The sequence below is a fragment of the Streptomyces sp. NPDC034043 genome, from assembly GCF_055575675.1.
On the sequence record NZ_JBVISF010000011.1, the window covers coordinates 141,342 to 163,810 of the forward strand.

23 protein-coding genes are annotated in these 22,469 nt (G+C 71.7%); 11 read left to right on the top strand and 12 right to left on the bottom strand.

All coding sequences use genetic code 11. The annotated features are described in order from the left end of the window. Positions 1 to 17 precede the first annotated feature (17 nt). The 3 genes from pta (at position 18) to pyk (ending at position 4,857) form a co-directional block, all read left to right on the top strand. The gene (pta, locus tag ACZ51S_RS25095) at positions 18 to 2,105 is read left to right on the top strand and encodes a phosphate acetyltransferase (protein ID WP_468475804.1); all 2,088 of its coding nucleotides are present in this window, start codon (positions 18 to 20) and stop codon (positions 2,103 to 2,105) included. Between the two features lie 41 nt (positions 2,106 to 2,146). Continuing rightward, positions 2,147 to 3,361 (top strand): acetate kinase, encoded by a 1,215-nt coding sequence (locus ACZ51S_RS25100; RefSeq protein WP_468475803.1) that lies wholly within the window; start codon positions 2,147 to 2,149, stop codon positions 3,359 to 3,361. 62 nt (positions 3,362 to 3,423) lie between these two features. Then, entirely contained in the window at positions 3,424 to 4,857 is a 1,434-nt protein-coding gene (gene pyk / locus ACZ51S_RS25105) for a pyruvate kinase (protein WP_388939809.1), read from the top strand. A gap of 106 nt (positions 4,858 to 4,963) precedes the next feature. Here the strand turns inward: pyk and ACZ51S_RS25110 are convergent, their stop codons facing one another. The 4 genes from ACZ51S_RS25110 to ACZ51S_RS25125 form a co-directional block, all read right to left on the bottom strand. Further along, positions 4,964 to 6,262: a hypothetical protein gene (locus ACZ51S_RS25110; protein WP_468962026.1), complete on the bottom strand. Its 1,299-nt coding sequence runs from the start codon at positions 6,260 to 6,262 to the stop codon at positions 4,964 to 4,966. Then, positions 6,252 to 6,797 (bottom strand): DUF6114 domain-containing protein, encoded by a 546-nt coding sequence (locus ACZ51S_RS25115; RefSeq protein WP_468475801.1) that lies wholly within the window; start codon positions 6,795 to 6,797, stop codon positions 6,252 to 6,254. Before ACZ51S_RS25115 ends, ACZ51S_RS25110 begins: the two co-directional genes overlap by 11 nt. 111 nt (positions 6,798 to 6,908) lie before the next feature. Beyond that, on the bottom strand, positions 6,909 to 7,550 hold the full coding sequence (locus ACZ51S_RS25120; RefSeq protein WP_468475800.1) for a DUF6230 family protein: 642 nt from the start codon (positions 7,548 to 7,550) through the stop codon (positions 6,909 to 6,911). A 585-nt stretch (positions 7,551 to 8,135) separates the two neighbouring features. Then, entirely contained in the window at positions 8,136 to 9,128 is a 993-nt protein-coding gene (locus ACZ51S_RS25125) for a tetratricopeptide repeat protein (RefSeq protein WP_468475799.1), read from the bottom strand. 250 nt (positions 9,129 to 9,378) lie between these two features. On the opposite strand from ACZ51S_RS25125, the gene ACZ51S_RS25130 reads away from it, so the two are divergent. Then, entirely contained in the window at positions 9,379 to 10,017 is a 639-nt protein-coding gene (locus tag ACZ51S_RS25130; protein WP_468475798.1) for a TetR/AcrR family transcriptional regulator, read from the top strand. Positions 10,018 to 10,106: 89 nt separating this feature from the next. Here the strand turns inward: ACZ51S_RS25130 and ACZ51S_RS25135 are convergent, their stop codons facing one another. The 4 genes from ACZ51S_RS25135 to ACZ51S_RS25150 form a co-directional block, all read right to left on the bottom strand. Beyond that, on the bottom strand, positions 10,107 to 11,807 hold the full coding sequence (locus ACZ51S_RS25135) for an acyl-CoA mutase large subunit family protein (RefSeq protein WP_388939799.1): 1,701 nt from the start codon (positions 11,805 to 11,807) through the stop codon (positions 10,107 to 10,109). A 155-nt stretch (positions 11,808 to 11,962) separates the two neighbouring features. Beyond that, positions 11,963 to 12,292, bottom strand: coding sequence for a DUF3817 domain-containing protein (locus ACZ51S_RS25140; protein WP_467887680.1), 330 nt, complete (start codon positions 12,290 to 12,292; stop codon positions 11,963 to 11,965). A 59-nt stretch (positions 12,293 to 12,351) separates the two neighbouring features. Further along, positions 12,352 to 12,861, bottom strand: coding sequence for a MarR family winged helix-turn-helix transcriptional regulator (locus ACZ51S_RS25145; protein ID WP_467887678.1), 510 nt, complete (start codon positions 12,859 to 12,861; stop codon positions 12,352 to 12,354). Between the two features lie 21 nt (positions 12,862 to 12,882). Further along, positions 12,883 to 14,253 carry an MFS transporter gene (locus tag ACZ51S_RS25150; RefSeq protein ID WP_468962028.1) on the bottom strand — a complete coding sequence of 457 codons (1,371 nt, stop codon included), beginning with the start codon at positions 14,251 to 14,253 and terminating at the stop codon, positions 12,883 to 12,885. A gap of 83 nt (positions 14,254 to 14,336) precedes the next feature. Here ACZ51S_RS25150 and ACZ51S_RS25155 point away from each other — a divergent pair, with 83 nt between their 5' ends. After that, complete coding sequence (locus ACZ51S_RS25155; protein WP_468962030.1) at positions 14,337 to 15,341, top strand: ArsR/SmtB family transcription factor; 1,005 nt, start codon at positions 14,337 to 14,339, stop codon at positions 15,339 to 15,341. A gap of 81 nt (positions 15,342 to 15,422) precedes the next feature. Here ACZ51S_RS25155 and ACZ51S_RS25160 read toward each other — a convergent pair whose 3' ends face one another. Together ACZ51S_RS25160 and ACZ51S_RS25165 are read right to left on the bottom strand one after the other, a co-directional pair. Further along, on the bottom strand, positions 15,423 to 15,719 hold the full coding sequence (locus tag ACZ51S_RS25160; protein WP_468800722.1) for an MTH1187 family thiamine-binding protein: 297 nt from the start codon (positions 15,717 to 15,719) through the stop codon (positions 15,423 to 15,425). Further along, positions 15,716 to 16,060: a DUF3817 domain-containing protein gene (locus ACZ51S_RS25165; protein ID WP_388939785.1), complete on the bottom strand. Its 345-nt coding sequence runs from the start codon at positions 16,058 to 16,060 to the stop codon at positions 15,716 to 15,718. The genes ACZ51S_RS25160 and ACZ51S_RS25165 overlap by 4 nt, the downstream gene beginning before the upstream one ends. A 160-nt stretch (positions 16,061 to 16,220) precedes the next feature. Here ACZ51S_RS25165 and ACZ51S_RS25170 point away from each other — a divergent pair, with 160 nt between their 5' ends. From ACZ51S_RS25170 to ACZ51S_RS25190, 5 genes are all read left to right on the top strand, one after another. Next, positions 16,221 to 16,859, top strand: a complete 639-nt coding sequence (locus ACZ51S_RS25170; RefSeq protein ID WP_468475789.1) for an AIM24 family protein — start codon at positions 16,221 to 16,223, stop codon at positions 16,857 to 16,859. Then, complete coding sequence (locus tag ACZ51S_RS25175) at positions 16,859 to 17,509, top strand: AIM24 family protein (protein ID WP_388939781.1); 651 nt, start codon at positions 16,859 to 16,861, stop codon at positions 17,507 to 17,509. The genes ACZ51S_RS25170 and ACZ51S_RS25175 overlap by 1 nt, the downstream gene beginning before the upstream one ends. Further along, complete coding sequence (locus tag ACZ51S_RS25180; RefSeq protein ID WP_388939780.1) at positions 17,506 to 18,315, top strand: AIM24 family protein; 810 nt, start codon at positions 17,506 to 17,508, stop codon at positions 18,313 to 18,315. The genes ACZ51S_RS25175 and ACZ51S_RS25180 overlap by 4 nt, the downstream gene beginning before the upstream one ends. Positions 18,316 to 18,400: 85 nt before the next feature. Next, positions 18,401 to 18,877 carry a MarR family winged helix-turn-helix transcriptional regulator gene (locus ACZ51S_RS25185; protein WP_388940005.1) on the top strand — a complete coding sequence of 159 codons (477 nt, stop codon included), beginning with the start codon at positions 18,401 to 18,403 and terminating at the stop codon, positions 18,875 to 18,877. Between the two features lie 120 nt (positions 18,878 to 18,997). Further along, positions 18,998 to 19,570: a PepSY domain-containing protein gene (locus tag ACZ51S_RS25190; protein ID WP_468475788.1), complete on the top strand. Its 573-nt coding sequence runs from the start codon at positions 18,998 to 19,000 to the stop codon at positions 19,568 to 19,570. A 72-nt stretch (positions 19,571 to 19,642) separates the two neighbouring features. On the opposite strand, the gene meaB is transcribed toward ACZ51S_RS25190, so the two are convergent. Both meaB and ACZ51S_RS25200 read right to left on the bottom strand, forming a co-directional pair. Continuing rightward, entirely contained in the window at positions 19,643 to 20,605 is a 963-nt protein-coding gene (meaB, locus tag ACZ51S_RS25195; RefSeq protein WP_388939777.1) for a methylmalonyl Co-A mutase-associated GTPase MeaB, read from the bottom strand. 8 nt (positions 20,606 to 20,613) lie between these two features. After that, positions 20,614 to 21,816 carry an acetyl-CoA C-acetyltransferase gene (locus ACZ51S_RS25200; RefSeq protein WP_467887660.1) on the bottom strand — a complete coding sequence of 401 codons (1,203 nt, stop codon included), beginning with the start codon at positions 21,814 to 21,816 and terminating at the stop codon, positions 20,614 to 20,616. A 136-nt stretch (positions 21,817 to 21,952) separates the two neighbouring features. Between ACZ51S_RS25200 and mce the strand changes: the two genes are divergently transcribed. After that, positions 21,953 to 22,381, top strand: a complete 429-nt coding sequence (mce, locus tag ACZ51S_RS25205) for a methylmalonyl-CoA epimerase (protein WP_388939773.1) — start codon at positions 21,953 to 21,955, stop codon at positions 22,379 to 22,381. Positions 22,382 to 22,469: the final 88 nt, after the last annotated feature.

Here is a 22,469-nt window from a genome sequence, read left to right on the forward strand (position 1 = left end):
TGGGACGGAGAGCACGCGTGACGCGCAGCGTGTACGTGACCGGTATCGAGCGGGGAGACGGCCGGCAGGTCGTCGAACTGGGGATCATGGAGCTCCTGACCCGGCAGACGGGCCGGGTCGGCGTGTACCGCCCCCTGCTGCACGACGGGCCGGACCGGCTCTTCGACCTCCTGCGGGCCCGCTACCGGCTCGACCAGGACGCCGCGACCGCCTACGGCATGGACTACCACGAGGCCTCCGCCCTCCTCGCCGAGAAGGGCACCGACGAGCTGGTCTCCCGGCTGGTCGACCGCTACCACCGGGTGGCCCGCGACTACGAGGTCATGCTGGTCCTCGGCACCGACTACGCCGACACCAACCTGCCCGACGAGCTCGCGCTGAACGCCCGCCTCGCCAACGAGCTGGGAGCGGTCGTCGTCCCCGTCGTCGGCGGCACCAAACACCCCGCCGAGGCCGTGCGCGCCGAGGCCCAGAGCGCCCACCGGGCCTACGAGAGCCTCGGCTGCCACGTCGTGGCGATGGTCGTCAACCGGGTGGCCCCGGACGACCGTGACGTCATAGCCGAGTGGCTCGCCGCCCGCCTCCCCGTGCCCTGCTACGTCCTCCCGGACGACAAGTCCCTCTCCGCCCCGACCGTCGCCCAGATCACCCGGGCGCTCGGCGGCGAGGTGCTGCTCGGTGACGACGCCGGGCTCGCCCGTGACGCCCTGGACTTCGTGTTCGGCGGCGCGATGCTGCCGAACTTCCTGAACGCCCTGACCCCCGGCTGCCTGGTCGTCACCCCCGGGGACCGCGCCGACCTGGTCGTGGGAGCGCTCGCCGCGCACGCCTCGGGCACCCCGCCGATCGCCGGTGTGCTGCTGACCCTGAACGAGCGCCCGTCGCAGGAGGTCCTCACGCTGGCCTCGAAGCTCGCCCCGGGCACCCCGGTGGTCTCGGTGGCCGGCAACAGCTTCCCGACCGCCGCGGAACTCTTCTCGCTGCAGAGCCGCCTGAACTCCGCGACCCCGCGCAAGCTGGAGACCGCGCTCGGCCTCTTCGAGCGGCACGTGGACACCGCCGAACTGCGCGGGCTGCTGTCGGTGGCCCGCTCGGAGCGCGTCACCCCGATGATGTTCGAGCACGAGCTGCTGGAGCGGGCCCGCTCGGAGCGGCGCCGGGTGGTGCTGCCGGAGGGCACCGAGGAGCGCGTACTGCGCGCCGCGGACGTGGTGCTGCGCCGGGGGGTGTGCGACCTGACCCTGCTGGGCGAGGAGCAGGCGATCCTGAAGAAGGCGGGCGACCTGGGCGTCGACATCTCGCGCGCCCAGTTGATCGACCCGGCGGCCTCCCCCCTCCGGGAACGTTTCGCCGAGTACTACGCCAAGGTCCGCGCGCACAAGGGCATGACCGTCGAGCTGGCCCACGACGTGGTCACCGACGTCAACTACTTCGGCACCCTGATGGTCCAGGAGGGCCTGGCCGACGGCATGGTCTCCGGCTCGGTGCACTCCACCGCCGCCACCATCCGCCCGGCCTTCGAGATCATCAAGACCAAGCCCGAGGCCTCGATCGTCTCCTCGGTCTTCTTCATGTGCCTGGCCGACCGGGTCCTCGTCTACGGCGACTGCGCGGTCAACCCGGACCCGGACGCCGAGCAGCTCGCGGACATCGCCGTGCAGTCGGCGGCCACGGCCGCCGCCTTCGGTGTCGAGCCGCGGATCGCGATGCTCTCGTACTCGACGGGCACCTCGGGCTCCGGGGCGGACGTGGAGAAGGTCCGCAAGGCCACCGAGGCGGTCCGCGCGCAGCGCCCCGACCTGGCGGTCGAGGGGCCGATCCAGTACGACGCCGCGGTGGAGCCCTCGGTCGCGGCGACCAAGCTGCCGGGCTCCGAGGTGGCCGGCCGGGCGAGCGTGCTGATCTTCCCCGACCTGAACACGGGCAACAACACGTACAAGGCGGTGCAGCGTTCGGCCGGCGCCGTCGCGGTCGGGCCGGTGCTCCAGGGCCTGCGCAAGCCGGTCAACGACCTCTCGCGCGGCGCGCTGGTCCAGGACATCGTCACCACCGTGGCGATCACCGCGATCCAGGCGCAGTCGCAGTCCCTGCCGCAGGCCCAGTGATCCGTGATCCCCGACCGCACCCGAAGGAAAGACCCCTCATCGTGACCGCAACGCGCGTACTCGTCCTCAACTCCGGCTCGTCGTCGGTGAAGTACCAGCTGCTCGACATGGCGGACCGCTCCCGCCTCGCCGCCGGCCTGGTGGAGCGCATCGGCGAGGAGACCTCCCGCCTCGTGCACGAGCCGCTCACCGGGGCCGGTGCCGCCGGCGGCAAGCGCGAGCGCCTCGGGCCGATCGCGGACCACGGCGCCGCCCTGCGGGCGGTCGCGGCGGAGCTGGCGGCCGACGGGCTGGGCCTGGACTCCCCCGAGCTCGCGGCCGTCGGCCACCGGGTGGTGCACGGCGGTACCCGGTTCACCCGGCCGACGGTCATCGACGACGAGGTGCTGGCGGAGATCCGCAGCCTGATCCCGCTCGCCCCGCTCCACAACCCGGCCAACGTGACGGGCATCGAGGTGGCGCGCGAGCTGCGCGGCGACCTGCCCCAGGTGGCCGTCTTCGACACCGCCTTCCACTCGACGATGCCGGAGCACGTGGCGCGGTACGCGATCGACGCGGCGACCGCCGACACGTACGCCATCCGGCGGTACGGCTTCCACGGCACCTCCCACGCCTACGTCTCGCGGGCCGCGGCCGCGCTGCTGGGCCGGCCGGTGGAGGACGTGAACGTGATCGTGCTCCACCTGGGCAACGGCGCCTCCGCCTCCGCGGTGCGGGGCGGGGTCTGCGTGGAGACCTCCATGGGGCTGACCCCGCTGGAGGGCCTGGTCATGGGGACCCGTTCGGGCGACTTGGACCCGGCGGTCATCTTCCACCTGGCCCGGGTGGCCGGGCTGGGCGTCGACGAGATCGACTCGCTGCTCAACAAGAAGAGCGGTCTGCTGGGTCTGTGCGGCGACAACGACATGCGCGAGGTGACGCGGCGCGCGGGCGAGGGCGACGAGTCGGCCCGGCTCGCGCTGGCGTCGTACGTCCACCGCCTGAAGAAGTACATCGGCGCGTACACGGCCGTCCTGGGGCGGGTGGACGCGGTGGTGTTCACGGCGGGCGTGGGCGAGAACGCGTCCGTCGTGCGGGAGGCGGCGATCGCCGGGCTGGAGGAGCTGGGCCTCGCGCTGGACCCCGAGGCGAACGCCGTGCGGTCCGGGGAGCCGCGGCTGATCTCCCCGGAGCACGCGCGGGTGGCGGTGGCCGTGGTGCCCACCGATGAGGAACTGGAGATCGCCTCCCAGGCGTACGCGCTGGTTACCCAGTAGTCACTTGGACTTTCCGCCAGACGGAATATTCCGCTACGAAACAAACGGATAGGATCCGCTTCATGCGCCGTTCCAAAATCGTCTGCACGCTGGGCCCCGCCGTCGACTCGTATGAGCAGCTGAAAGCGCTCATCGAGGCAGGTATGAACGTGGCCCGATTCAACTTCAGCCACGGATCCCAGGCAGAACACCAGGAGCGGTACGACCGCGTCCGGAAGGTCTCCGAGGACACCGGGCGCGCGGTCGGCGTCCTCGCCGACCTCCAGGGCCCGAAGATCCGCCTGGAGACCTTCGCCGAGGGTCCCGTCGAGCTGGTGCGCGGTGACGAGTTCACCATCACCACCGAGGACGTCCCGGGCGACAAGTCCGTCTGCGGCACCACCTACAAGGGCCTGCCGGGTGACGTCACCAAGGGCGACCAGATCCTGATCAACGACGGCAACGTCGAGCTCCGGGTGACCGAGGTCGAGGGCCCGCGGGTCAAGACCATCGTCATCGAGGGCGGTGTCATCTCGGACCACAAGGGCATCAACCTGCCGGGTGCCGCCGTGAACGTCCCCGCCCTGTCGGAGAAGGACGTCGACGACCTGCGCTTCGCCCTGCGGATGGGCTGCGACATGGTCGCCCTCTCCTTCGTCCGCGACGCCAACGACGTCAAGGACGTCCACCGCGTCATGGACGAGGAGGGCCGCCGGGTCCCCGTCATCGCCAAGGTGGAGAAGCCCCAGGCCGTCGAGAACATGGAGGCCGTGGTCGCGGCCTTCGACGCGGTCATGGTGGCCCGCGGCGACCTGGCCGTCGAGTACCCGCTCGAGAAGGTCCCGATGGTCCAGAAGCGGCTCATCGAGATGTGCCGCCGCAACGCCAAGCCGGTGATCGTCGCGACCCAGATGATGGAGTCGATGATCACCAACTCCCGCCCGACCCGCGCGGAGGCCTCCGACGTCGCCAACGCCATCCTCGACGGCGCCGACGCTGTCATGCTGTCCGCCGAGTCCTCGGTGGGCGCCTACCCGATCGAGACCGTCAAGACGATGTCGAAGATCGTGACGGCGGCCGAGGAGGAGCTCCTCTCCAAGGGCCTCCAGCCGCTGGTCCCGGGCAAGAAGCCGCGTACCCAGGGCGGCTCCGTCGCCCGCGCGGCCTGCGAGATCGCGGACTTCCTCGACGGCAAGGCCCTGGTCGCCTTCACCCAGTCCGGCGACACCGCCCGCCGCCTGTCGCGCTACCGCGCCAGCCAGCCGATCCTGGCCTTCACGACCGACGTGAACACCCGCAACCAGCTCACCCTGAGCTGGGGCGTCGAGTCGGCGATCGTCCCGCACGTCGACACCACCGACGCGATGGTCGACCTGGTGGACGGCGAGGTGCTGAAGCTCCAGCGCTTCAACGCCGGCGACACCATGATCATCACGGCCGGCTCGCCCCCCGGTGTCCCGGGCACGACCAACATGGTCCGCGTCCACCACCTGGGCGACACGGCCGCCGGCGCCTGAGCCCTGACGCCGGCCGCCTGACTCTGCCGCACAGAGACCGAGGGCGGCACCCCGGAATCCGGGGTGCCGCCCTCGGTGCCGTTGCGACCGCGCGGGGCCCGGCGGGTTACTCCGGCGGGCCGATGTAGTTGCTCAGGCCCGGGACCGTGAGGTTGCCGCCGAACTGGCCGGCCTGGACGACCTTGACGTTCGTGAAGAACGCGAAGGGGACGTTCAGGGGCGGCGGGGTGTTCGGGGTGAACTCGACCGGGATGAGCCCGAAGAGGTTGCCCTTGAGGCTCTCCGTGTACATCGTCACCTTGCCGTCGCGGATCTGGGACGTGGAGCCCGGGCGCGACTTGAGGTGGGCGACGTTGGGGCCCTTGCCGACGGTCTGGTAGAGGTCCTTGATGTCCAGTGAGTCGGCCGTGAACTTCAGGACCTTCTTGATCTTGCCGCCCGCCGTCTTCACCTCCACGATGCCTTCGTAGTCGAGGCCGTAGAGGGTCAGCAGCGAGCTGTCCAGGTACCAGGGCTCGTCCGGCAGGAGCGGGATCCCCGGCTCCAGCTTGGCGTTGGCGAAGGCCTCGGCGTCGAAGGTCGGGCAGGGGAAGGGCTGCTTCCCGTCCGGGTCCGTCGTCGCCGACGTCGTCGGGGAGGGGCTCGGCGAGGCCTTGTCCCCGTCCTTCTCCGCGTCCTTGGGCGTCTTGCCCGTCTCGTCCTTCGGCTTGGTGGCCGTGTCCTTGACGTCCTGGGGCAGTTCCTCGACCGTGGCGCCGGCCTTCTTCGCCGCGTCGCGGATGGCGTCGGCGGCGGGGTCCTTGGACGGGGTGGCCGGGGTGGGCGCGGGCGCCGGGGTGGCCGGCTTCGTCGCGTCCTGGAGGGGCTTGCCGAGGCCGTCCACGAGGCCCTTGAGGGCGTCGCCGACACCCAGCGGGTCCAGCGGATTGGCCGGCTTCGTGGCCGTGGCCGTGGCCGACGGGGACGGGGAGGCGCTCGTCGACGGCTGCTTCGGCGTCTTCGGGACCTCGGGCCGGGCCGACGGGGACGCCGAGGGGCTGACCGCCGGTTTCGGGGGCTTGCTCGCGCCCGGCGAGGGGCTCGCGCCGGCCGAAGGCGAGGCCGATGCCGAAGGAGACGGCGAGCCCGACGTGGACGTCGACGGACTGGGCGTCGGCTCGTCGGAGCGGGTCACGCACGGGCCGGGGGCGAAGGGGATGTCCTTCTCGTCGGCGAGTGCCAGCTTCGGGGCCATGCCCATCCCGACGAGCACGGCCGTCGGCATCGCCGCGAGCGCCATCGTCTTGCCGACGGGTATCTGGAGCTTGTTCAGCAGCGATTTCCTGGGCGCCGCGTGGCGCGGCCCCCTTTTCTCACGGGACTCCGCTCCGGGGGTCACGCCCCGCTGCGTCTCATCACCCCGCACTGTTCCTCCCGCCATCGGCGTGGGCAGTCGTCTCGGTCGCGTACGCCGTTTCCGTGTCTCGGGGCCCCGGGAAGCCGTGGAACGGGTCCCCCTTCTGCGCCTCGGGCCGCTCGGGCTCTTCCTCCTCCGCCGGAGCACCCGGCGCCCAGGCCAGCGCGAGGCATCCGCCGATCATGGAGGTGAGGAAACCGATGAAGAAGCCGCCGAGGTTGGACTTCGGGATCGACACCAGGGCCAGCAGGATCGCGGCGACGCCCGCGAAGACGCGGATGCCCTGCTGGAACCAGAGGCCGATGCCCAGCGTGATCAGCAGGACGCCGAGGATCAGCGACACGGATCCCGAGGTCGTCGCCATCGCGAGGCTGACGTTGGCCAGCCGGATGTCCGCGAACGGGAAGTAGATGATCGGCACTCCGCCGAGGAGCGTGAACAGTCCGGCCCAGAAAGGACGGGCACCTCGCCAGGCACGGAAGCGGTGGCGCATGACAGTGAGCCAGTGATCGTCTGCGGCGTGAACCGGGGCCTGGGGGTTCATGGACAACAGCTCCCTGGAAACGGTGGTACGGAGAACTCTGTGGAGCCCGGCCGGGCGCGCGGCGACGGCTGCCGCCGCGCGCCCGGCCGGCCGGTCACGTCCGGGACGGGACTACTTCTCGTCCTGGTAGCACGGCTGGTTGCCGCTGAGCAGGCGCAGCTTGAGGTCGGGCAGCGTGAAGGTGCCGGCCGTGGTCGCCCACGCCTTCTGGCGGACGTTCGTCAGCGTGGCCTTCTTGGCCCGCTGCGAGAACAGCCCGGCGTCCGCCACCGTGCCGGGGACCGGCTTGGTGGTGTGGCTTCCGTCGCCCACCGCGACACCGATGTCGAGCTGCTCGAACTTGGCGTCCGCGTCCAGCTCGGCGACGTCGAGGTAGATGTTCTCCGCGACGGCCGGACGGCCCTTGTTGCCCGTGCGCAGCTGCAGGGTGATGGGGCCGATCGGAGTCGGCGTCACCAGCGACTGGCACATGTTGGTGATCTCGGCACGGCTGAAGCCGGAGATCGTGACCGGGTGCTTGGTCTTCTCCTTGGAGCCGAGCTGGTGCCCCTCGGCCAGGCTGCCGTACTGGATCAGGTTGTCACCGACCAGCTGGTCGGCCGACACCTTGAAGTCCTGGCCCGAGACGCTGAAGGACGCCGCCAGGGCGCCCTGCGCCAGACCCACACCGACCGCGGCGGTGGCCGCGATGCTCGGCACCATGACGAGCGCGAAGCGCTTCCATCTGGTTCCGCCACGCACCTGAGAACTCATCTTGTTCCTCCTTCTCGGACGTACATCTCCGGTCCGGGCCGGGAGGCCCGTCCTGGGATGGGAGAAGTGCTACGTCCTCGGGAAGGAGCGCAGGCGGCCGAGCCGCGGCGCAACCGCGTCCGTACACCGGCGTTCACCCCCGAGCGACAACCACTGGGCCACGCGTTCGCGCAACCTGGAGGACAGGCTCCGCCGGTGTGGCGGAGACCCCCCTGTCCACGGCCGGTGCCACTGTCACCGGCCGGCCCGGTGGGGACCCTCCGCCGCGGTTCCGGGTGAGCGGCTCTGCGGGAAGGACCGAGCGTCGCCGATCGTGGTGCATTCCCGGCCGGGGCACAAGGGGGGTCGTTACTGGCGGGTAACGGCTGGATAACCGGAGTCTTGCCGGGTGCCGTCGTGCGGGCACGCTGGGTGTCACCCCGGGCCACGACAGAAGGGAAGAAGAGCGAACCAACCGGACAGTTCACGGGGTTCGATTTACTGCGAGTAACAGCGGCCGCGATTGCCAAGATTTGGCAAAGCGCGGCCGCTGTTTATCTCCGTGTCAACAAATCGCCGGGGGCGGCGGACGCCAACGGAGTACGGCTAGAAGAGCACCCGCGCCAGCGCCGTACGGGCCGCCGAGACCCGCGGGTCGTCCGCCCCGATCACCTCGAACAGCTCCAGCAGCCGGACCCGTACGGCGTCCCGCTCGTCACCGAAGGTGACCCGTACGGTGTCCACCAGGCGCGAGAAGGCGTCCGCCACGTGCCCGCCCGCCAGGTCCAGGTCGGCCGCGGCCATCTGCGCGGCCGGGTCCTTGGGGTTCGCGGCCGCCTCGGCGCGCACCGCCTGCGGGTCCATGTGCTGCACCCGGGACAGCAGCTCGGCCTGGGCCAGGCCCAGCTTCGCCTCGGTGTTGCCCGGGTCGTCGGCCAGTACGTTCTTGTACGCCTGCACGGCGCCGCCCAGGTCACCCGCGTCCAGCGCCACGACGGCCGCCTCCAGCAGCGCGTCGTACGGACCGGCCGGCACCTCGGCGGGGGCCGCCGGGGCGCCCTCGGCGCCGGGGTCGACCTGGAGGCCGACGAGGCCGAAGCGCTCCTCGGCGACCTGGACGAGCTGGGCGAGGGTCTCGCGGATCTGCTGTTCGGGCGCCACGCCCTGGAACAGCGGCAGCACCTGGCCGGCGACCACGGCGAAGACGGCCGGGATCCCCTGGATGCCGAACTGCTGCATCAGCATCTGGTTGGCGTCGACGTCGATCTTCGCCAGGACGAAGCGGCCGCCGGCCTCGACGGTGAGACGCTCCAGCAGCGGGCCGAGCTGCTTGCACGGCTCGCACCACTCGGCCCAGAAGTCGAGGACGACCGGGACCTCGTGGGAAAGCTGGATCACGTCACGCTCGAAGCCCGCCTCGGCTACGTCGAAGACGAGGGCGGACGCCGGTACGGCACCGCCGGGCGCGCCGGGAGCGCCGCCGCCGGCCTGTCGGGCCGCGTCCTTGCGCGCCTGCTCGGCCTTGGCCTTGGCCTCGCCGGCCGCCTTCACAGCGGCGAGGTCGACGACGCCGCTCATGGACATGTTTCTGGGCTGCATGCGTACATCCTCCCCCCTGTGCGCGCGCCGGCGAAAAGGATCCCGAAAGATCGCCCTGCGTTGTTCGTGCTGCGTTGTTCGTGCCGCGTGGTCGGCGCCGGGTCCCCACCTGGCGCCAGTAGCTTCGCGTGGTCGTCGCTCTTACGCTACGAGCCGTAGCGTAACTCCCCCGGCGCCCGCGTGCTCCGTGATCTGAACCACACCGAAAGGCTCCCCGCCGGTTCCCCTACCGACGGGTATGGTCTCGGCCATGCGCAACCCCAGCCCCGGCGCCGGCGCCCCGCACGGCCGCACCGGCCGCCCCCGCAGTGCGGCGGCGGACGCCGCGATCCTCGCGGCGACCCGGGACGCGCTGGTGGAGCTGGGCTGGTCGAAGCTGACGATGGGGGACGTCTCGGCCCGCGCCGGCGTCGCGAAGACCACCCTCTACCGGCGCTGGGCGGGCAAGAACGAGCTGGTCGTGGACGCGGTCGCGGAGCTCTTCGACGCACTGGAGCTCCCGGACCGGGGCTCGCTCGAAGCCGACATCGAGGACGTGGTGCTCCAGTTCGCGCGGCTGCTGCGGCGCCCGGAGGCCCGTACGGCCCTGATGGCCGTGATAGCGGAGTCCACCCGGGACGAGGCGCTGCGGGACCGGATCCGGTCGGCGATCGTGGACCGGCAGAAACGTCTCGTCGTACTGGGCCGCGAACGCGCCCAGGCCCGGGGCGAGCTTCCCCCCGAGGAGGACGTCTCCCTGGCCGCCCACACCACCGACCTGATCTTCGACGTGATCGCGGGCACGGTGGTGCACCGGGCGCTGGTGAGCTGCGAACCGGTGGACGAGCTGTGGGCGTCCGCCTTCACCGCCCTCCTGATGCACGGCCTCCAGGGCACGGCCCACGCCTGAGCGCGCGGGGCGGCGGATCCCCGGAAAGGGGGAGGGGGCCGGTCGTACCGCCGCCGCGGCGGTGGGTACGACCGGCCCCCCTGGAACCCCTAGAAGCCCGCGGGCTCGGTGTAGACGCCCCACTCGTCGCGCAGGACGTTGCAGATCTCGCCGAGCGTGGCCTCGGCGCGTACCGCGTCCAGCATGGCGGGGATCATGTTCGACCCGTCCCGGGCGGCGTCCAGCATCGCCTTCAGCGCGGCCGTCACCTTGGCGTCGTCGCGGCGCTCCTTGCGGGCGGCGAGTACGCGGACCTGCTCGCGCTCCACCTCGTGGCTGACCCGGAGGATCTCCAGGTCGCCGGTGACGGAGCCGTGGTGGACGTTGACGCCGACGACCCGCTTGTCGCCCTTCTCCAGCGAGCGCTGGTACTGGAAGGCCGACTCGGCGATCTCGCCGGTGAACCAGCCGTCCTCGATGCCGCGCAGGATGCCCGAGGTGATGGGGCCGATGGGGTGCCGGCCGTCGGGGTGGGCGCGCAGGCCGCGCTCCCTGATCTGCTCGAAGATCTTCTCGGCGTCGGCCTCGATGCGGTCGGTGAGCTGCTCGACGTACCAGGAACCGCCCAGCGGGTCGGCCACGTTGGCGACGCCGGTCTCCTCCATCAGCACCTGCTGCGTGCGCAGCGCGATCTCGGCGGCCTGCTCGCTGGGGAGGGCGAGGGTCTCGTCGAGGGCGTTGGTGTGCAGGGAGTTGGTGCCGCCGAGGACGGCGGCGAGGGCCTCGACGGCGGTGCGTACGACGTTGTTGTACGGCTGCTGCGCGGTGAGGGAGACACCGGCCGTCTGGGTGTGGAAGCGCAGCCACATGGCCTTGTCCGACTTGGCCCCGTAGACCTCCTTCATCCAGCGGGCCCAGATGCGGCGGGCGGCGCGGAACTTGGCGATCTCCTCGAAGAAGTCGAGGTGCGCGTCGAAGAAGAAGGAGAGGCCGGAGGCGAAGTGGTCCACGTCGAGGCCGCGGGAGAGGCCGAGTTCCACGTAGCCGAAGCCGTCGGCGAGCGTGTAGGCGAGCTCCTGCGCGGCCGTCGCCCCGGCCTCGCGGATGTGGTAGCCGGAGACGGAGAGCGGCTTGTAGGCGGGGATGCCGTTGGCGCAGTACTCCATGAGGTCGCCGATGAGGCGCAGGTGCGGCTCGGGTTCGAAGAGCCACTCCTTCTGGGCGATGTACTCCTTGAAGATGTCCGTCTGGAGCGTGCCGTTGAGCACGGCCGGGTCGACCCCCTGGCGCTCGGCGGCGACCAGGTACATGCAGAAGGCGGGCACGGCGGGGCCGCTGATGGTCATCGAGGTGGTGACGTCGCCGAGCGGGATGTCCTTGAAGAGGACCTCCATGTCGGCGGCGGAGTCTATGGCGACGCCGCAGTGGCCCACTTCTCCGAGCGAGCGCGGGTCGTCGGAGTCGCGCCCCATCAGGGTCGGCATGTCGAAGGCGACGGAGAGCCCGCCGCCGCCGGCGGCCAGGATCATCTTGTAGCGCTCGTTGGTCTGCTCGGCGTTGCCGAAGCCGGCGAACTGGCGGATGGTCCAGGTCCGGCCGCGGTAGCCCGTGGCGTGCAGACCCCGGGTGAAGGGGTACTCCCCGGGCCAGCCGATGCGCTCGAACCCCTCGTACGAGTCGCCGGGGCGGGGCCCGTAGACGGGGTCGACGTCATCTCCGGAGAGCGTCGTGAAATCGGCCTCGCGCTTGCGGGCCTTGTCGTACCGGGCCTGCCAGCGACGGCGGCCCTCCTCGATGGCGTCAGCGTCCATACCCCCGAATTTACTAGGACGTCCTAGTAAATGTCGATGGGAAACCCCGGGGAGTCTCCCCGGGGGTGTCCGGCTCCATCGGTGCCCCAGGCGGGCTCCGGCCGGTCCGAGGCCCGCGCCGAGGTCCGGCCGAGGCCCGCGGCCCAGGTCCCGGCTCAGGCCTTCGCGGTCGCCAGACCGTCGCTGACCAGCGGCTCGACCTCGGCGCGGATGCCGCGCTCGACGAAGAAGGCGGCCAGCGGGATGGTCCCCGACACCAGCACCCACAGCAGCTTGCCGAAGGGCCACTTCGCCTTGGAGCCCAGGTCGAAGGCGAAGACGAGGTAGATCATGAAGAGCACGCCGTGGACCTGCGAGACCGCGAAGGTCAGGCCGGCCCCGGTGTCGAAGCCGTACTTCGCCACCATGCAGGCACAGAGGATCAGGAGCATGACCGCGGTCACGTAGGCCATGACGCGGTAGCGGGTCAGCACGCTTCGTTTCATGCCGTCGAGCGTAACCGTCCGTTTTGCGCGATCTTGACGCGGGCCCGGCTCCGGGTGCCTCAGTTCTCCTCGAAGTCCGCGGCGGCCACCCGCAGCGGGCGCAGCAGCGCGAAGATCTCCGCGCACTCCTCCGCGTCGTACACGCCGAGGCCGAAGTCGATCGCCATCAGGTCCTTGGTCGCCGCCTCGACGACCTCCCGGCCCTTGGCCGTGATCGACGCGAGCGTGCCGCGGCCGTCCTGCGGATTGGGGCGCTTGTCCACCAGGCCGGACCTCACCAGCCGGTCCACGGTGTTGGTCACCGAGGTCGGGTGGACCATCAGGCGCTCGCCGATCTTCGACATCGGCAGCTCGCCCGCCTGGGAGAAGGTCAGCAGCACGAGCGCCTCGTACCGGGCGAAGGTCAGCCCGTAGGGCTTCACCACCGCGTCCACCTCGGCGAGCAGGATCTGGTGCGCGCGCATGATGGAGGTGATCGCCGCCATGGACGGCACGGGCCCCCAGCGCTGCCGCCAGAGCTCGTCGGCGCGGGCGATGGGGTCGAAGGGAAGGCTGAGCGGCTTGGGCACCCACCAGACCCTACCGGGCGGTCATTTGACCGCGAGTCCCGTCTCATCCCTCGGCCGCCGGAGCCCGGCGAGGAGGGTCACGACGACCGCCGTGCCGAGCAGCCCGGCGCCGGCGACCACCACGTGCGCCGGGAGGAACTCGGCGGCGGCCCCGGCGAGGGCCATGCCGACGCCCTGGAAGGTCATCAGCCCCGTGCTGAGCAGGGTCATCGCCCGTCCGCGCAGCTCGTCGGGTACGGCGTCCGCGTACATCCGGTCGAGCCCGAGGGTGTAGGCGTGCGCCAGCCCTGCCGCCAGCAGCACCACCAGGACCACAGCCGGGCCGGGGCGGAGGGCGAACAGCAGCAGCGGGAGCGGGGCCGCCGCGGCCAGCGGCGCCGTGATCCGCGAACGCGTTCGGGCGGTGAGCGCCGACCCGGCCCAGAGTTCACCCGCGACGGCGCCGACGGGCAGCGCGCACATCAGCACCCCGAGGGTGACGGTCCCGGCCCCCATGTCCTTGGTGTACGGGGCGAGCAGCGCCTCCGGTACGACGGCGAAGGCGGGCGGCAGCCAGCACAGCAGGGTGAGCGTGCGCAGCCGGCGCTCCCCGAGGACGGCGCGCAGCCCGCCGAGCGGGGATTGCCGTACCCCGGCGGAACCGCCGGCGGCGCGGGCGGGCCGGGCCCGGGTGCCCAGGCGCAGCAGCAGCGCGGAGGCCAGGAACCCGGCGGCGGTCAGCGCGAGCGCGGTGCGCGGGGACACGGCGGCCAGCAGCAGGCCGCCGAGGCCGAAGCCCACGAGCTGGGCGCTCTGCGCGACCATGCGCAGCAGAGAGCGGCCGAGTACGAAGGCCTCGCCGGTCCCGACGATGTCCGCCAGGGAGGCGCTGCGGGCGCCCTGGAAGAGGGGCGCGACGAAGGCCATGACGCAGCGGAGTACGAGGATCCCCGCGACGGGCGTCCCCGGCCAGACCATGGCCGCCGCGCAGCCGGCGCAGAGCAGGTCGCAGCCGACGAGCACCCGGCGGGCGGGGTACCGGTCGGCGAGCGGGGCGAGGAGGGTGCCGCCGAGGGCGTGGGGGAGGAAGCCGAGGGCGAAGGTGAGCGCGCTCATGAGGGGCGAGCCGGTGGCGCGGTAGACGAGGACGGTGAGGGAGATCTCGGCGATGACGACGCCGAGGAGCGAGAGCAGGTGCGCGGCGAACACGGCACGGAACTCGCGGACGCGGAACACGGGCCGGTAGCCGGTGGCGGCCCCGGCGGTGACGGCCCCGGCGGCCGGTGCCGTGGCCGCGGGTGCGGTGGCCGCCGGGCGGGGCGGCGGGGCGGTTTCCCCGGCGGCGGGGGCCGGGTCGGCCGGGGGTGCGGCCCGGCCGGCGGCGGGGACCGGGGCTTCGTTGTCGGTCGGCATGCTCCGCAGCCTCCCGGGACTACGCTGGCGGGCCGAGAGATTCGGTCCGGCCCGAATCCGAGGCCGCCGGGGGGCAGCACCGCATGGCGTTCCACTTCCGCTTCGGACCGGCCGACCTGCTCCGGTGCCGGTTCGCGATCTCCCCGCGCTGGGAGACGCAGGAGGCCGTGCGGGTCCTGCTGCGGCCGCAGCGGCAGGCGTACCACCTGCCCTGGCTGAGCGGGATCCGGTCCGCCGCGGCCGGTCTGGACCTGCGGCCGCTGTGGCTGCTGATGCCGCGCGCCGGGCACAACCCGGACCTGCTCAGCCCTCCCCCGGCCGGGCCGTCCGTCACCTTCGAGGAGGAGCTGGACCGGGTGCGGGCGGCGGCCGGCGACCCGGACGCCGCGCGCGAGGACCTGCGCAGGGCCCTGGTGTGCACCCCGGGGGCGGCGGAGAGCGACCTCGGGCGCCGGATGCTGGCGGACCCGGCGCGGGCGGTGCGGGAGCTGGCCGATCTGTACGAGCGGGCCTGGGAGGTGCTGATCGCCCCGCACTGGCCCCGGCTGCGGTCCCTGCTGGAGGCCGATGTCCTGTTCCACTCGCGCCGGCTGGCGGCGGGCGGGCTCCAGGCCCTGTTCGACGGGCTCCACCCGGACCTGCGGTGGTCCGGGGAGGACCAGACCCTGACCCTCGAGCGGCCGTCCCGCCACGACCGGGAGCTGGGCGGGCAGGGGCTGCTGCTCATGCCCAGCGCCTTCGTCTGGCCGGAGGCGGTCGGCGGCTACGACCCCCCGTGGCAGCCGACGCTGGTGTATCCGGCCCGTGGCATCGGCGCGCTGTGGGCGGCGGCGGCCGGTCCGGCTCCGCGCGCCCTGGCGGGGCTGCTGGGGCGGACCCGGGCGGAGGTGCTCTGCGCCCTGCGGGAGCCCGCCTCGACCACGGCCCTCGCACACCGGCTGGGCCTGGCCCCCTCGACGGTGTCGGCGCACCTGAAGGCCCTGCGGGCGGCGGGGCTGCTGCTGCCGTGCCGTCAGGGCCACCAGGTCCTGTACGAGCGCACCCCGCTGGGGATCGCCCTGATCTCGGGCGGCGCCCCCGCGGGCTGACCCCCGGCCGGCCGGAGCGCGCGGAGCGCCCCTCGCCGGCCGGCGGGGGGCGCTCTTCGCGCAGGGTGTCGCGGCGGCGCCTCAGCCCCCGGCGAGGTGCCGTTCCACCGTCTCGACCTTCGAGGTGATGCCGTCGGTGACGCCGGGCCGGATGTCGGCCTTGAGGATGAAGGAGACCCGGGGTGCCCGCGCCTCCACGGCGGCCACGGCGCGGCGCACCACGTCCATGACCTCGTCCCACTCGCCCTCGACGGTGGTGAACATGGCGTCGGTGCGGTTGGGCAGCCCCGATTCGCGCACGACGCGGACCGCTTCGGCCACGTACGGGCCGACCTCTTCACCGACCCCCAGCGGGGTCACCGAGAACGCGACGATCACGCGTCCGCCGCCTGGCGCGCGCGGGCCGCGATGACGCCGTCGGCCTCGTCACGCTTGAGCAGCTTGTCGCCGTACAGGCCGCCGAAGGGCAGCAGGGCGAGCACGAAGAACAGGGCGACCTTCTTGACCGGCCACTTCGCCTTGTGCCAGACGTCCAGCAGGAAGATCGCGTAGATCACGAAGAGGATGCCGTGCAGGATGCCCAGCGGCATCATCAGGTAGTCGATGTCCGATACCCGGCTCAGCAGCGAGCCGAAGATCAGCAGAGCCGGGAACGACAGCGCCTCCGGGACGGAGATGAGTCGCAGCCGGTGCAGGGCGGAAGCGGTCTTGATGTCCACGTGGAACCTTCGGGGCCGGGTACCTGGGGTCGGTCCAGTGTCTCAGCCGCTCCGCGCGATCTTTCCGCGGGGCCCGGGATCGGCCGAAGCCCGGCGATTGTGGCGGATATCGTCCTCGGGGCCCTGTTCGCCCCCGCCCGGTGCCGATACCTTCGTCCCCGTGGCTCAGTTCAGACTCCAAGGCAGCAAGGTGCTCGCCGTCGACCTGACCGGTGACGCCGTGAAAGCGAAGAACGGCGCCATGGTCGCGTACGACGGTCAGATGGCCTTCAAGAAGATGACCGGCGGCGGCGAAGGCCTCCGCGGAATGGTGACCCGCCGGCTGACCGGCGAACAGATGACCGTGATGGAGGTGCAGGGACACGGCACCTGCTACTTCGCCGACCGCGCGAGCGAGATCAACCTCGTCAGCCTGCGCGGCGAGAAGCTCTACGTCGAGTCCAGCAACCTGCTGTGCACCGACGCGGGGCTGCGCACCGGCACGACCTTCACCGGTCTGCGCGGCGCCACCACCGGCAACGGCCTCTTCACGACGACCGTAGAGGGCTCCGGCCAGGCGGCGATCATGTCCGACGGACCGGCGGTGGTGCTGCGCGTCAGCGCCCAGTACCCGCTCTCGGTCGACCCGGGGGCGTACATCGCGCACACCGGCAACCTCCAGCAGTCCTTCCAGTCCGGGGTGAACTTCCGCACCCTGATCGGCGAGGGCTCCGGCGAGGCGTTCCAGATCCGCTTCGAGGGCGAGGGCCTGGTGTACGTCCAGCCCAGCGAGCGCAACACCGTCGGGGGTGACGTCTGATGCCGTTCCGCGAGATCAACTCGAAGATGGTCGAGGCGCAGGTGGTTCCCGGCCAGAAGATGTACAGCCAGCGCGGCGCGATGCTCGCTTACCGGGGCGAGGTCTCCTTCACCCCGAGCATCACCGGCGGCCAGGGCGGCGTCATGGGCATGATCGGGCGCCGGGTGGCGAACGAGCAGACCCCGCTGATGACGGTCGAGGGCAGCGGCACCGTGATGTTCGGCCACGGCGGCCACCACATCCAGGTGATCAACCTCTCCGGCGAGACCCTCTACGTCGAGGCCGACCGGCTGCTCGCCTTCGACGGCACGCTCCAGCAGGGCACCATGTTCATGGGCTCGCAGGGCGGCGTCATGGGGATGGTGCGCGGCCAGGTGACCGGCCAGGGCCTGTTCACCACCACCCTGAAGGGCCACGGCGCGGTCGCCGTGATGGCCCACGGCGGAGTCATCGAGCTCCCCATCACCCCGAACCGGCCGGTCCACGTCGACCCCCAGGCGTACGTGGCCCACCATGGGGACGTCAGGAACAAGCTCTCCACCGCGCTCGGCTGGCGGGACATGGTGGGGCGCGGCTCGGGCGAGGCGTTCCAGCTGGAGCTGTCCGGCCAGGGAGCCGTGTTCGTACAGGCCTCGGAGGAGAAGCTGTGAACTTTGGCCCCGTGAACCCGGGCCCCGGCGGCCCGACGGTGTTCGATCCGCACAGCCTGCCGTCCGACGACAACGTGAACGCGTACACCTTCTGCGTGGAGCTCAAGGGGAGCCAGTGGTTCCTGCAGAAGGGCAAGATGATCGCCTACTACGGGCGCATCGAGTTCAACGGCATCGGCAGCGGCCGCTTCGACCGGCTGCTGCGCACCAGCTTCCATTCGCCGCTGCACGCCAGTGACTGGGTGGTGGCCGAGGGCCAGGGCAAGATGCTGCTGGCCGACCGCGCCTTCGACGTGAACTCGTACGACCTGGACAACGGCAACCTGACCATCCGGTCGGGGAACCTGCTGGCGTACGAGCCCTCGCTGGCCCTCAAGCAGTCGATCGTCCCGGGCTTCCTGACGCTGATCGGAACCGGGAAGTTCGTGGCGGCGTCCAACGGTCCGGTGGTGTTCATGGAGCCACCGCTGCGCGTGGACCCGCAGGCGCTGGTGGGCTGGGCCGACTGTCCCTCGCCCTGCCACCACTACGACCACGGCTACATGTCGGGCGTGATGGGCGGACTCCGCTCGCTGACGGGCATCGGCGGCACCTCGGGCGAGGAGCACCAGTTCGAGTTCGTCGGGGCGGGCACGGTGCTGCTGCAGTCGACGGAGCTGCTGATGGCGGAGCAGTCGGTCGGCGCGGTGGGTGCCGGGGCGGCCACGGGCAACGCCCAGGGCGTTCCTGGGGCCGGCCAGAGCCCGCTGGGGGTGCCGCGGATGCCGGGCCAGCTGGGTGATCTCCAGCGGCGGTTCGGGCTGTGATGCCCCTGGGGCCGCGCCACCCGAGCCGATCTTCCTATTTTTGTACGTAATTCAACTTCTTAGGTAGAGTTCTTTCATGGAGACGATGGAGACCGAGACGGCCACCCGCTGGCTCACCGACGCCGAACAGTGCGCCTGGCGCACCCACCTGGACGTCAGCAAACTGCTGATGCACCAGCTGGAAAAGGATCTCCAGCCCTTCGGACTCACCATCAACGACTACGAGATCCTCGTGAACCTCTCGGAGTCGGAAGGCCTGCGGATGCGCATGAGCGACCTGGCCACCGCCACGCTCCAGTCCAAGAGCCGGCTCTCCCACCAGATCACCCGCATGGAGACCGCGGGCCTGGTCCGCCGGGTGAACTGCGAGTCCGACCGCCGCGGCCTGTACGCGGTCCTCACGGACGAGGGCATGGAGACCATGCGCAAGGTCGCCCCGCACCACGTGGCGTCCGTACGGGAGCACTTCATCGACCTGCTGCCGCCGGAGGCCCTGCAGGCGCTGCGCGATTCGCTGCGCCCCGTCGCGGAGCACCTGCGCGGCAACCGCGGCAAGATCTGAGCGCCGTCCGCCCGGCGTGCCGCGCCGGGCGGACGACCGCACAATGGACGGGAACGCTCACTGCCGGCCCGCCCGCCCGCAGGGCAACCGCAGGCGCCACGGCCGGCCTGAGGAGGTCCCATGAAGCGCACCCTGTACGTTTCCGCGGCCGCGTCCGTCGTCCTGATGGTGGCGGGCCCGGCGAGCGCCGCGGCGGCCGCCGTAGCCGCCGAGGCGTCGCAAGCCGTCCCGGCGTCCGCCCCGGCCCGGGTGGACGCGACCGCCGAGAAGGCCGCCGAGGCGGCGCTGAAGGCGCACCCGGGCGTCGTCGAGTCGATCGACCGCGACGACGACGTCTGGCAGATCGACGTGATCGGCAAGGACGGCAGCCACACCGACGTCGAGGTGAACGTCGCCAGCGGCGCCGTCACCGACGAGGAAACCACCGCCGCGAAGGACCGCGACGAGAAGGACCGCGCCGGGGACGGCGCCCTGCTCGCCGCGAAGGTCACCGCCCAGCAGGCCATGAAGACGGCCCTCGCGGCACATCCGGGCCAGGCCTGGTCCGTGAACTGGGACGACGACGATGACGACGCTCGCGCCCCCTACTGGGACGTCGAGGTCAAGACGTCCGGGGACAAGACCCAGAACGTCCACGTCGACAGCATGACCGGAAAGGTCGTCTCCGCCAAGCAGAACGGCGACGACCACTGACCAGGCGGAACGGACGCACCGGACGGGGGCGCCGCGGCCCGCGGCGCCCCCGCCCCCGCCGTCGCGGGCCGGTCAGCCCTCGGTCAGGCTCTCCAGCAGCGCGTCCGCGGCCGCGTAGGGGTCCAGCTCGCCGGCCGCCACCCGGGCCGCCAGCGCGTCCAGGTGCGCGTCGCCGCGCAGGTCGGCCAGGCGCCCGCGCAGTGCGGTGATCGCGATGGTCTCCACCTCCCGCGCCGCCCGCGCCGCCCGGCGCTCGGCCAGCACCCCGCGCTCGTCCATCCACGCCCGGTGCTTCTCCAGCGCCTCGACCAGCTCGTCGATGCCCTGCCCGCGCGCCGCGACCGTCTTGACGATCGGCGGCCGCCAGTCGCCGGGACCCCGGGTCTCCCCGAGGCCCAGCATGTGGTTCAGCTCCCGGGCGGTGGCGTCTGCGCCGTCCCGGTCGGCCTTGTTCACCACGTACACGTCGCCGATCTCCAGGATCCCCGCCTTCGCGGCCTGGATCCCGTCGCCCATGCCCGGAGCCAGCAGCACCACCGAGGTGTCGGCCTGCGAGGCGATCTCCACCTCGGACTGACCGACGCCGACCGTCTCGACCAGGATCACGTCGCAGCCGGCCGCGTCCAGCACCCGGATCGCCTGCGGCGCCGCCCAGGCGAGACCGCCCAGGTGGCCCCGCGTGGCCATGGAGCGGATGTAGACCCCCGGGTCGGAGGCGTGGTCCGACATCCGGACCCGGTCGCCGAGCAGCGCCCCGCCCGAGAAGGGCGAGGACGGGTCGACCGCGAGCACGCCGACCCGCTTGCCGGCGCCGCGGTAGGCCGAGACCAGGGCCGAGGTCGAGGTCGACTTGCCGACACCCGGGGAACCGGTCAGCCCGACCACGTACGCGCCGCCCGTCAGCGGTGCCAGGGCGGCCATCACCTCGCGCAGTTGCGGGGACGCCCCCTCGACCAGTGAGATCAGCCGGGCCACGGCCCGCGGCCGGCCCTCGCGGGCCTGTGCCACCAGCGTGGGGACGTCCACCGTCGCCATACGGGCACCTACGCCTTCGGAACGCGGATCACGAGGGCGTCGCCCTGGCCGCCGCCGCCGCAGAGGGCGGCCGCGCCGGTCCCGCCGCCGCGGCGCTTGAGCTCCAGCGCCAGGTGGAGCACCACACGGGCACCGGACATGCCGATCGGGTGGCCCAGGGCGATGGCGCCGCCGTTGACGTTCACCTTTTCCGGGGTCACGCCGAGGTCCTTCATTGACTGCACGGCGACCGCCGCGAAGGCCTCGTTGATCTCGATGAGGTCCAGGTCGGAGACCTCCAGGCCGTCCTTCTTCAGGGCGTGCAGGATCGCGTTCGAGGGCTGCGACTGGAGGGAGTTGTCGGGGCCGGCCACGTTGCCGTGGGCGCCGATCTCGGCGAGCCACTCCAGGCCCAGCTCCTCGGCCTTGGCCTTGCTCATCACCACGACGGCGGCGGCGCCGTCGGAGATCTGCGAGGAGGTGCCGGCGGTGATGGTGCCGTCCTTGGCGAACGCCGGGCGCAGCTTGCCCAGGGACTCCACCGTGGTCTCGGGGCGGATGCCCTCGTCAGCGGCGAAGACGACCGGCTCGCCCTTGCGCTGCGGGATCTCGACCGGGGTGATCTCGGCCTCGAAGACGCCGTTCTTCTGCGCGGCGGCGGCCCGCTGGTGGGACGCGGCGGCGAACTCGTCCTGCGGGGCGCGCTCGATGCCCAGGCGGGTGTTGTGCTTCTCGGTGGACTCGCCCATCGCGATGTTCTCGAAGGCGTCGGTGAGGCCGTCGTAGGCCATCGCGTCGAGCATCTCGATCGCACCGTACTTGTAGCCCTCGCGGGACTTCGGCAGCAGGTGCGGGGCGTTGGTCATCGACTCCTGGCCGCCCGCGACCACGATGTCGAACTCCCCGGCGCGGATGAGCTGGTCGGCCAGCGCGATGGCGTCGAGGCCCGACAGGCACACCTTGTTGATGGTGAGCGCGGGCACGTTCATGGGGATGCCGGCCTTGACGGCGGCCTGGCGGGCGGGGATCTGGCCCGCGCCGGCCTGGAGCACCTGGCCCATGATCACGTACTGGACCTGGTCGCCGGAGATCCCGGCCCGCTCGATGGCGGACTTGATGGCGAAGCCGCCGAGGTCGGCGCCGGAGAAGGACTTCAGCGAGCCGAGCAGCCGCCCCATGGGCGTGCGGGCCCCGGCGACGATCACTGAGGTGGTGTTGTTCGTTCCGGACATGAGGCACAGCCCCTTGAGATGAGGAGTGAACGAGGGTTTACCCGAATGTACTGAGCGGTACCCGCCCAGTCACCGGGCAGTCGGTGTGATCGCTGGCACGTTGCGTGACACCCCGCCGGGGCGGTGCACTGGTCCCATGCTGACAAGAATCGACCACATCGGGATCGCCTGCTTCGACCTGGACAAGACCGTCGAGTTCTACCGTGCCACGTACGGGTTCGAGGTGTTCCACACCGAGGTCAACGAGGAGCAGGGCGTCCGCGAGGCCATGCTCAAGATCAACGAGACCTCCGACGGCGGGGCCTCCTACCTCCAGCTCCTGGAGCCCACCCGCGAGGACTCCACGGTGGCGAAGTGGCTGGCCAAGAACGGCGAGGGCGTGCACCACATCGCCTTCGGCACCGAGGACGTCGACGGCGACGCGCAGGCCATCCGCGGCAAGGGCGTCCGGGTCCTCTACGACGAGCCCCGCACCGGTTCCATGGGCTCCCGGATCACCTTCCTGCACCCCAAGGACTGCCACGGAGTCCTCACCGAACTGGTCACCTCCAACCCTGAGCACTGATGTCCCCATTCCCCGGCCGGTAGAGTGGCCATGGCTCGGCCGGGGTTCGGTGCGGAACGGGGTCGGGGCCTGCTAGCCCTGCCCCGAC

Bases quoted from the DNA above. Each gene is read 5' to 3' on its own strand.
- ACZ51S_RS25155 (WP_468962030.1), top strand. From the start codon at position 14,337: ATGGCGTTCCACTTCCGCTTCGGACCGGCCGACCTGCTCCGGTGCCGG.
- ACZ51S_RS25150 (WP_468962028.1), bottom strand. From the start codon at position 14,253: ATGCCGACCGACAACGAAGCCCCGGTCCCCGCCGCCGGCCGGGCCGCA.
- ACZ51S_RS25135 (WP_388939799.1), bottom strand. From the start codon at position 11,807: ATGGACGCTGACGCCATCGAGGAGGGCCGCCGTCGCTGGCAGGCCCGG.
- ACZ51S_RS25125 (WP_468475799.1), bottom strand. From the start codon at position 9,128: ATGCAGCCCAGAAACATGTCCATGAGCGGCGTCGTCGACCTCGCCGCT.
- ACZ51S_RS25130 (WP_468475798.1), top strand. From the start codon at position 9,379: ATGCGCAACCCCAGCCCCGGCGCCGGCGCCCCGCACGGCCGCACCGGC.
- ACZ51S_RS25140 (WP_467887680.1), bottom strand. From the start codon at position 12,292: ATGAAACGAAGCGTGCTGACCCGCTACCGCGTCATGGCCTACGTGACC.
- ACZ51S_RS25175 (WP_388939781.1), top strand. From the start codon at position 16,859: ATGCCGTTCCGCGAGATCAACTCGAAGATGGTCGAGGCGCAGGTGGTT.
- ACZ51S_RS25120 (WP_468475800.1), bottom strand. From the start codon at position 7,550: ATGAGTTCTCAGGTGCGTGGCGGAACCAGATGGAAGCGCTTCGCGCTC.
- ACZ51S_RS25115 (WP_468475801.1), bottom strand. From the start codon at position 6,797: ATGAACCCCCAGGCCCCGGTTCACGCCGCAGACGATCACTGGCTCACT.
- ACZ51S_RS25190 (WP_468475788.1), top strand. From the start codon at position 18,998: ATGAAGCGCACCCTGTACGTTTCCGCGGCCGCGTCCGTCGTCCTGATG.
- meaB (WP_388939777.1), bottom strand. From the start codon at position 20,605: ATGGCGACGGTGGACGTCCCCACGCTGGTGGCACAGGCCCGCGAGGGC.
- mce (WP_388939773.1), top strand. From the start codon at position 21,953: ATGCTGACAAGAATCGACCACATCGGGATCGCCTGCTTCGACCTGGAC.
- ACZ51S_RS25200 (WP_467887660.1), bottom strand. From the start codon at position 21,816: ATGTCCGGAACGAACAACACCACCTCAGTGATCGTCGCCGGGGCCCGC.
- ACZ51S_RS25185 (WP_388940005.1), top strand. From the start codon at position 18,401: ATGGAGACCGAGACGGCCACCCGCTGGCTCACCGACGCCGAACAGTGC.
- pyk (WP_388939809.1), top strand. From the start codon at position 3,424: ATGCGCCGTTCCAAAATCGTCTGCACGCTGGGCCCCGCCGTCGACTCG.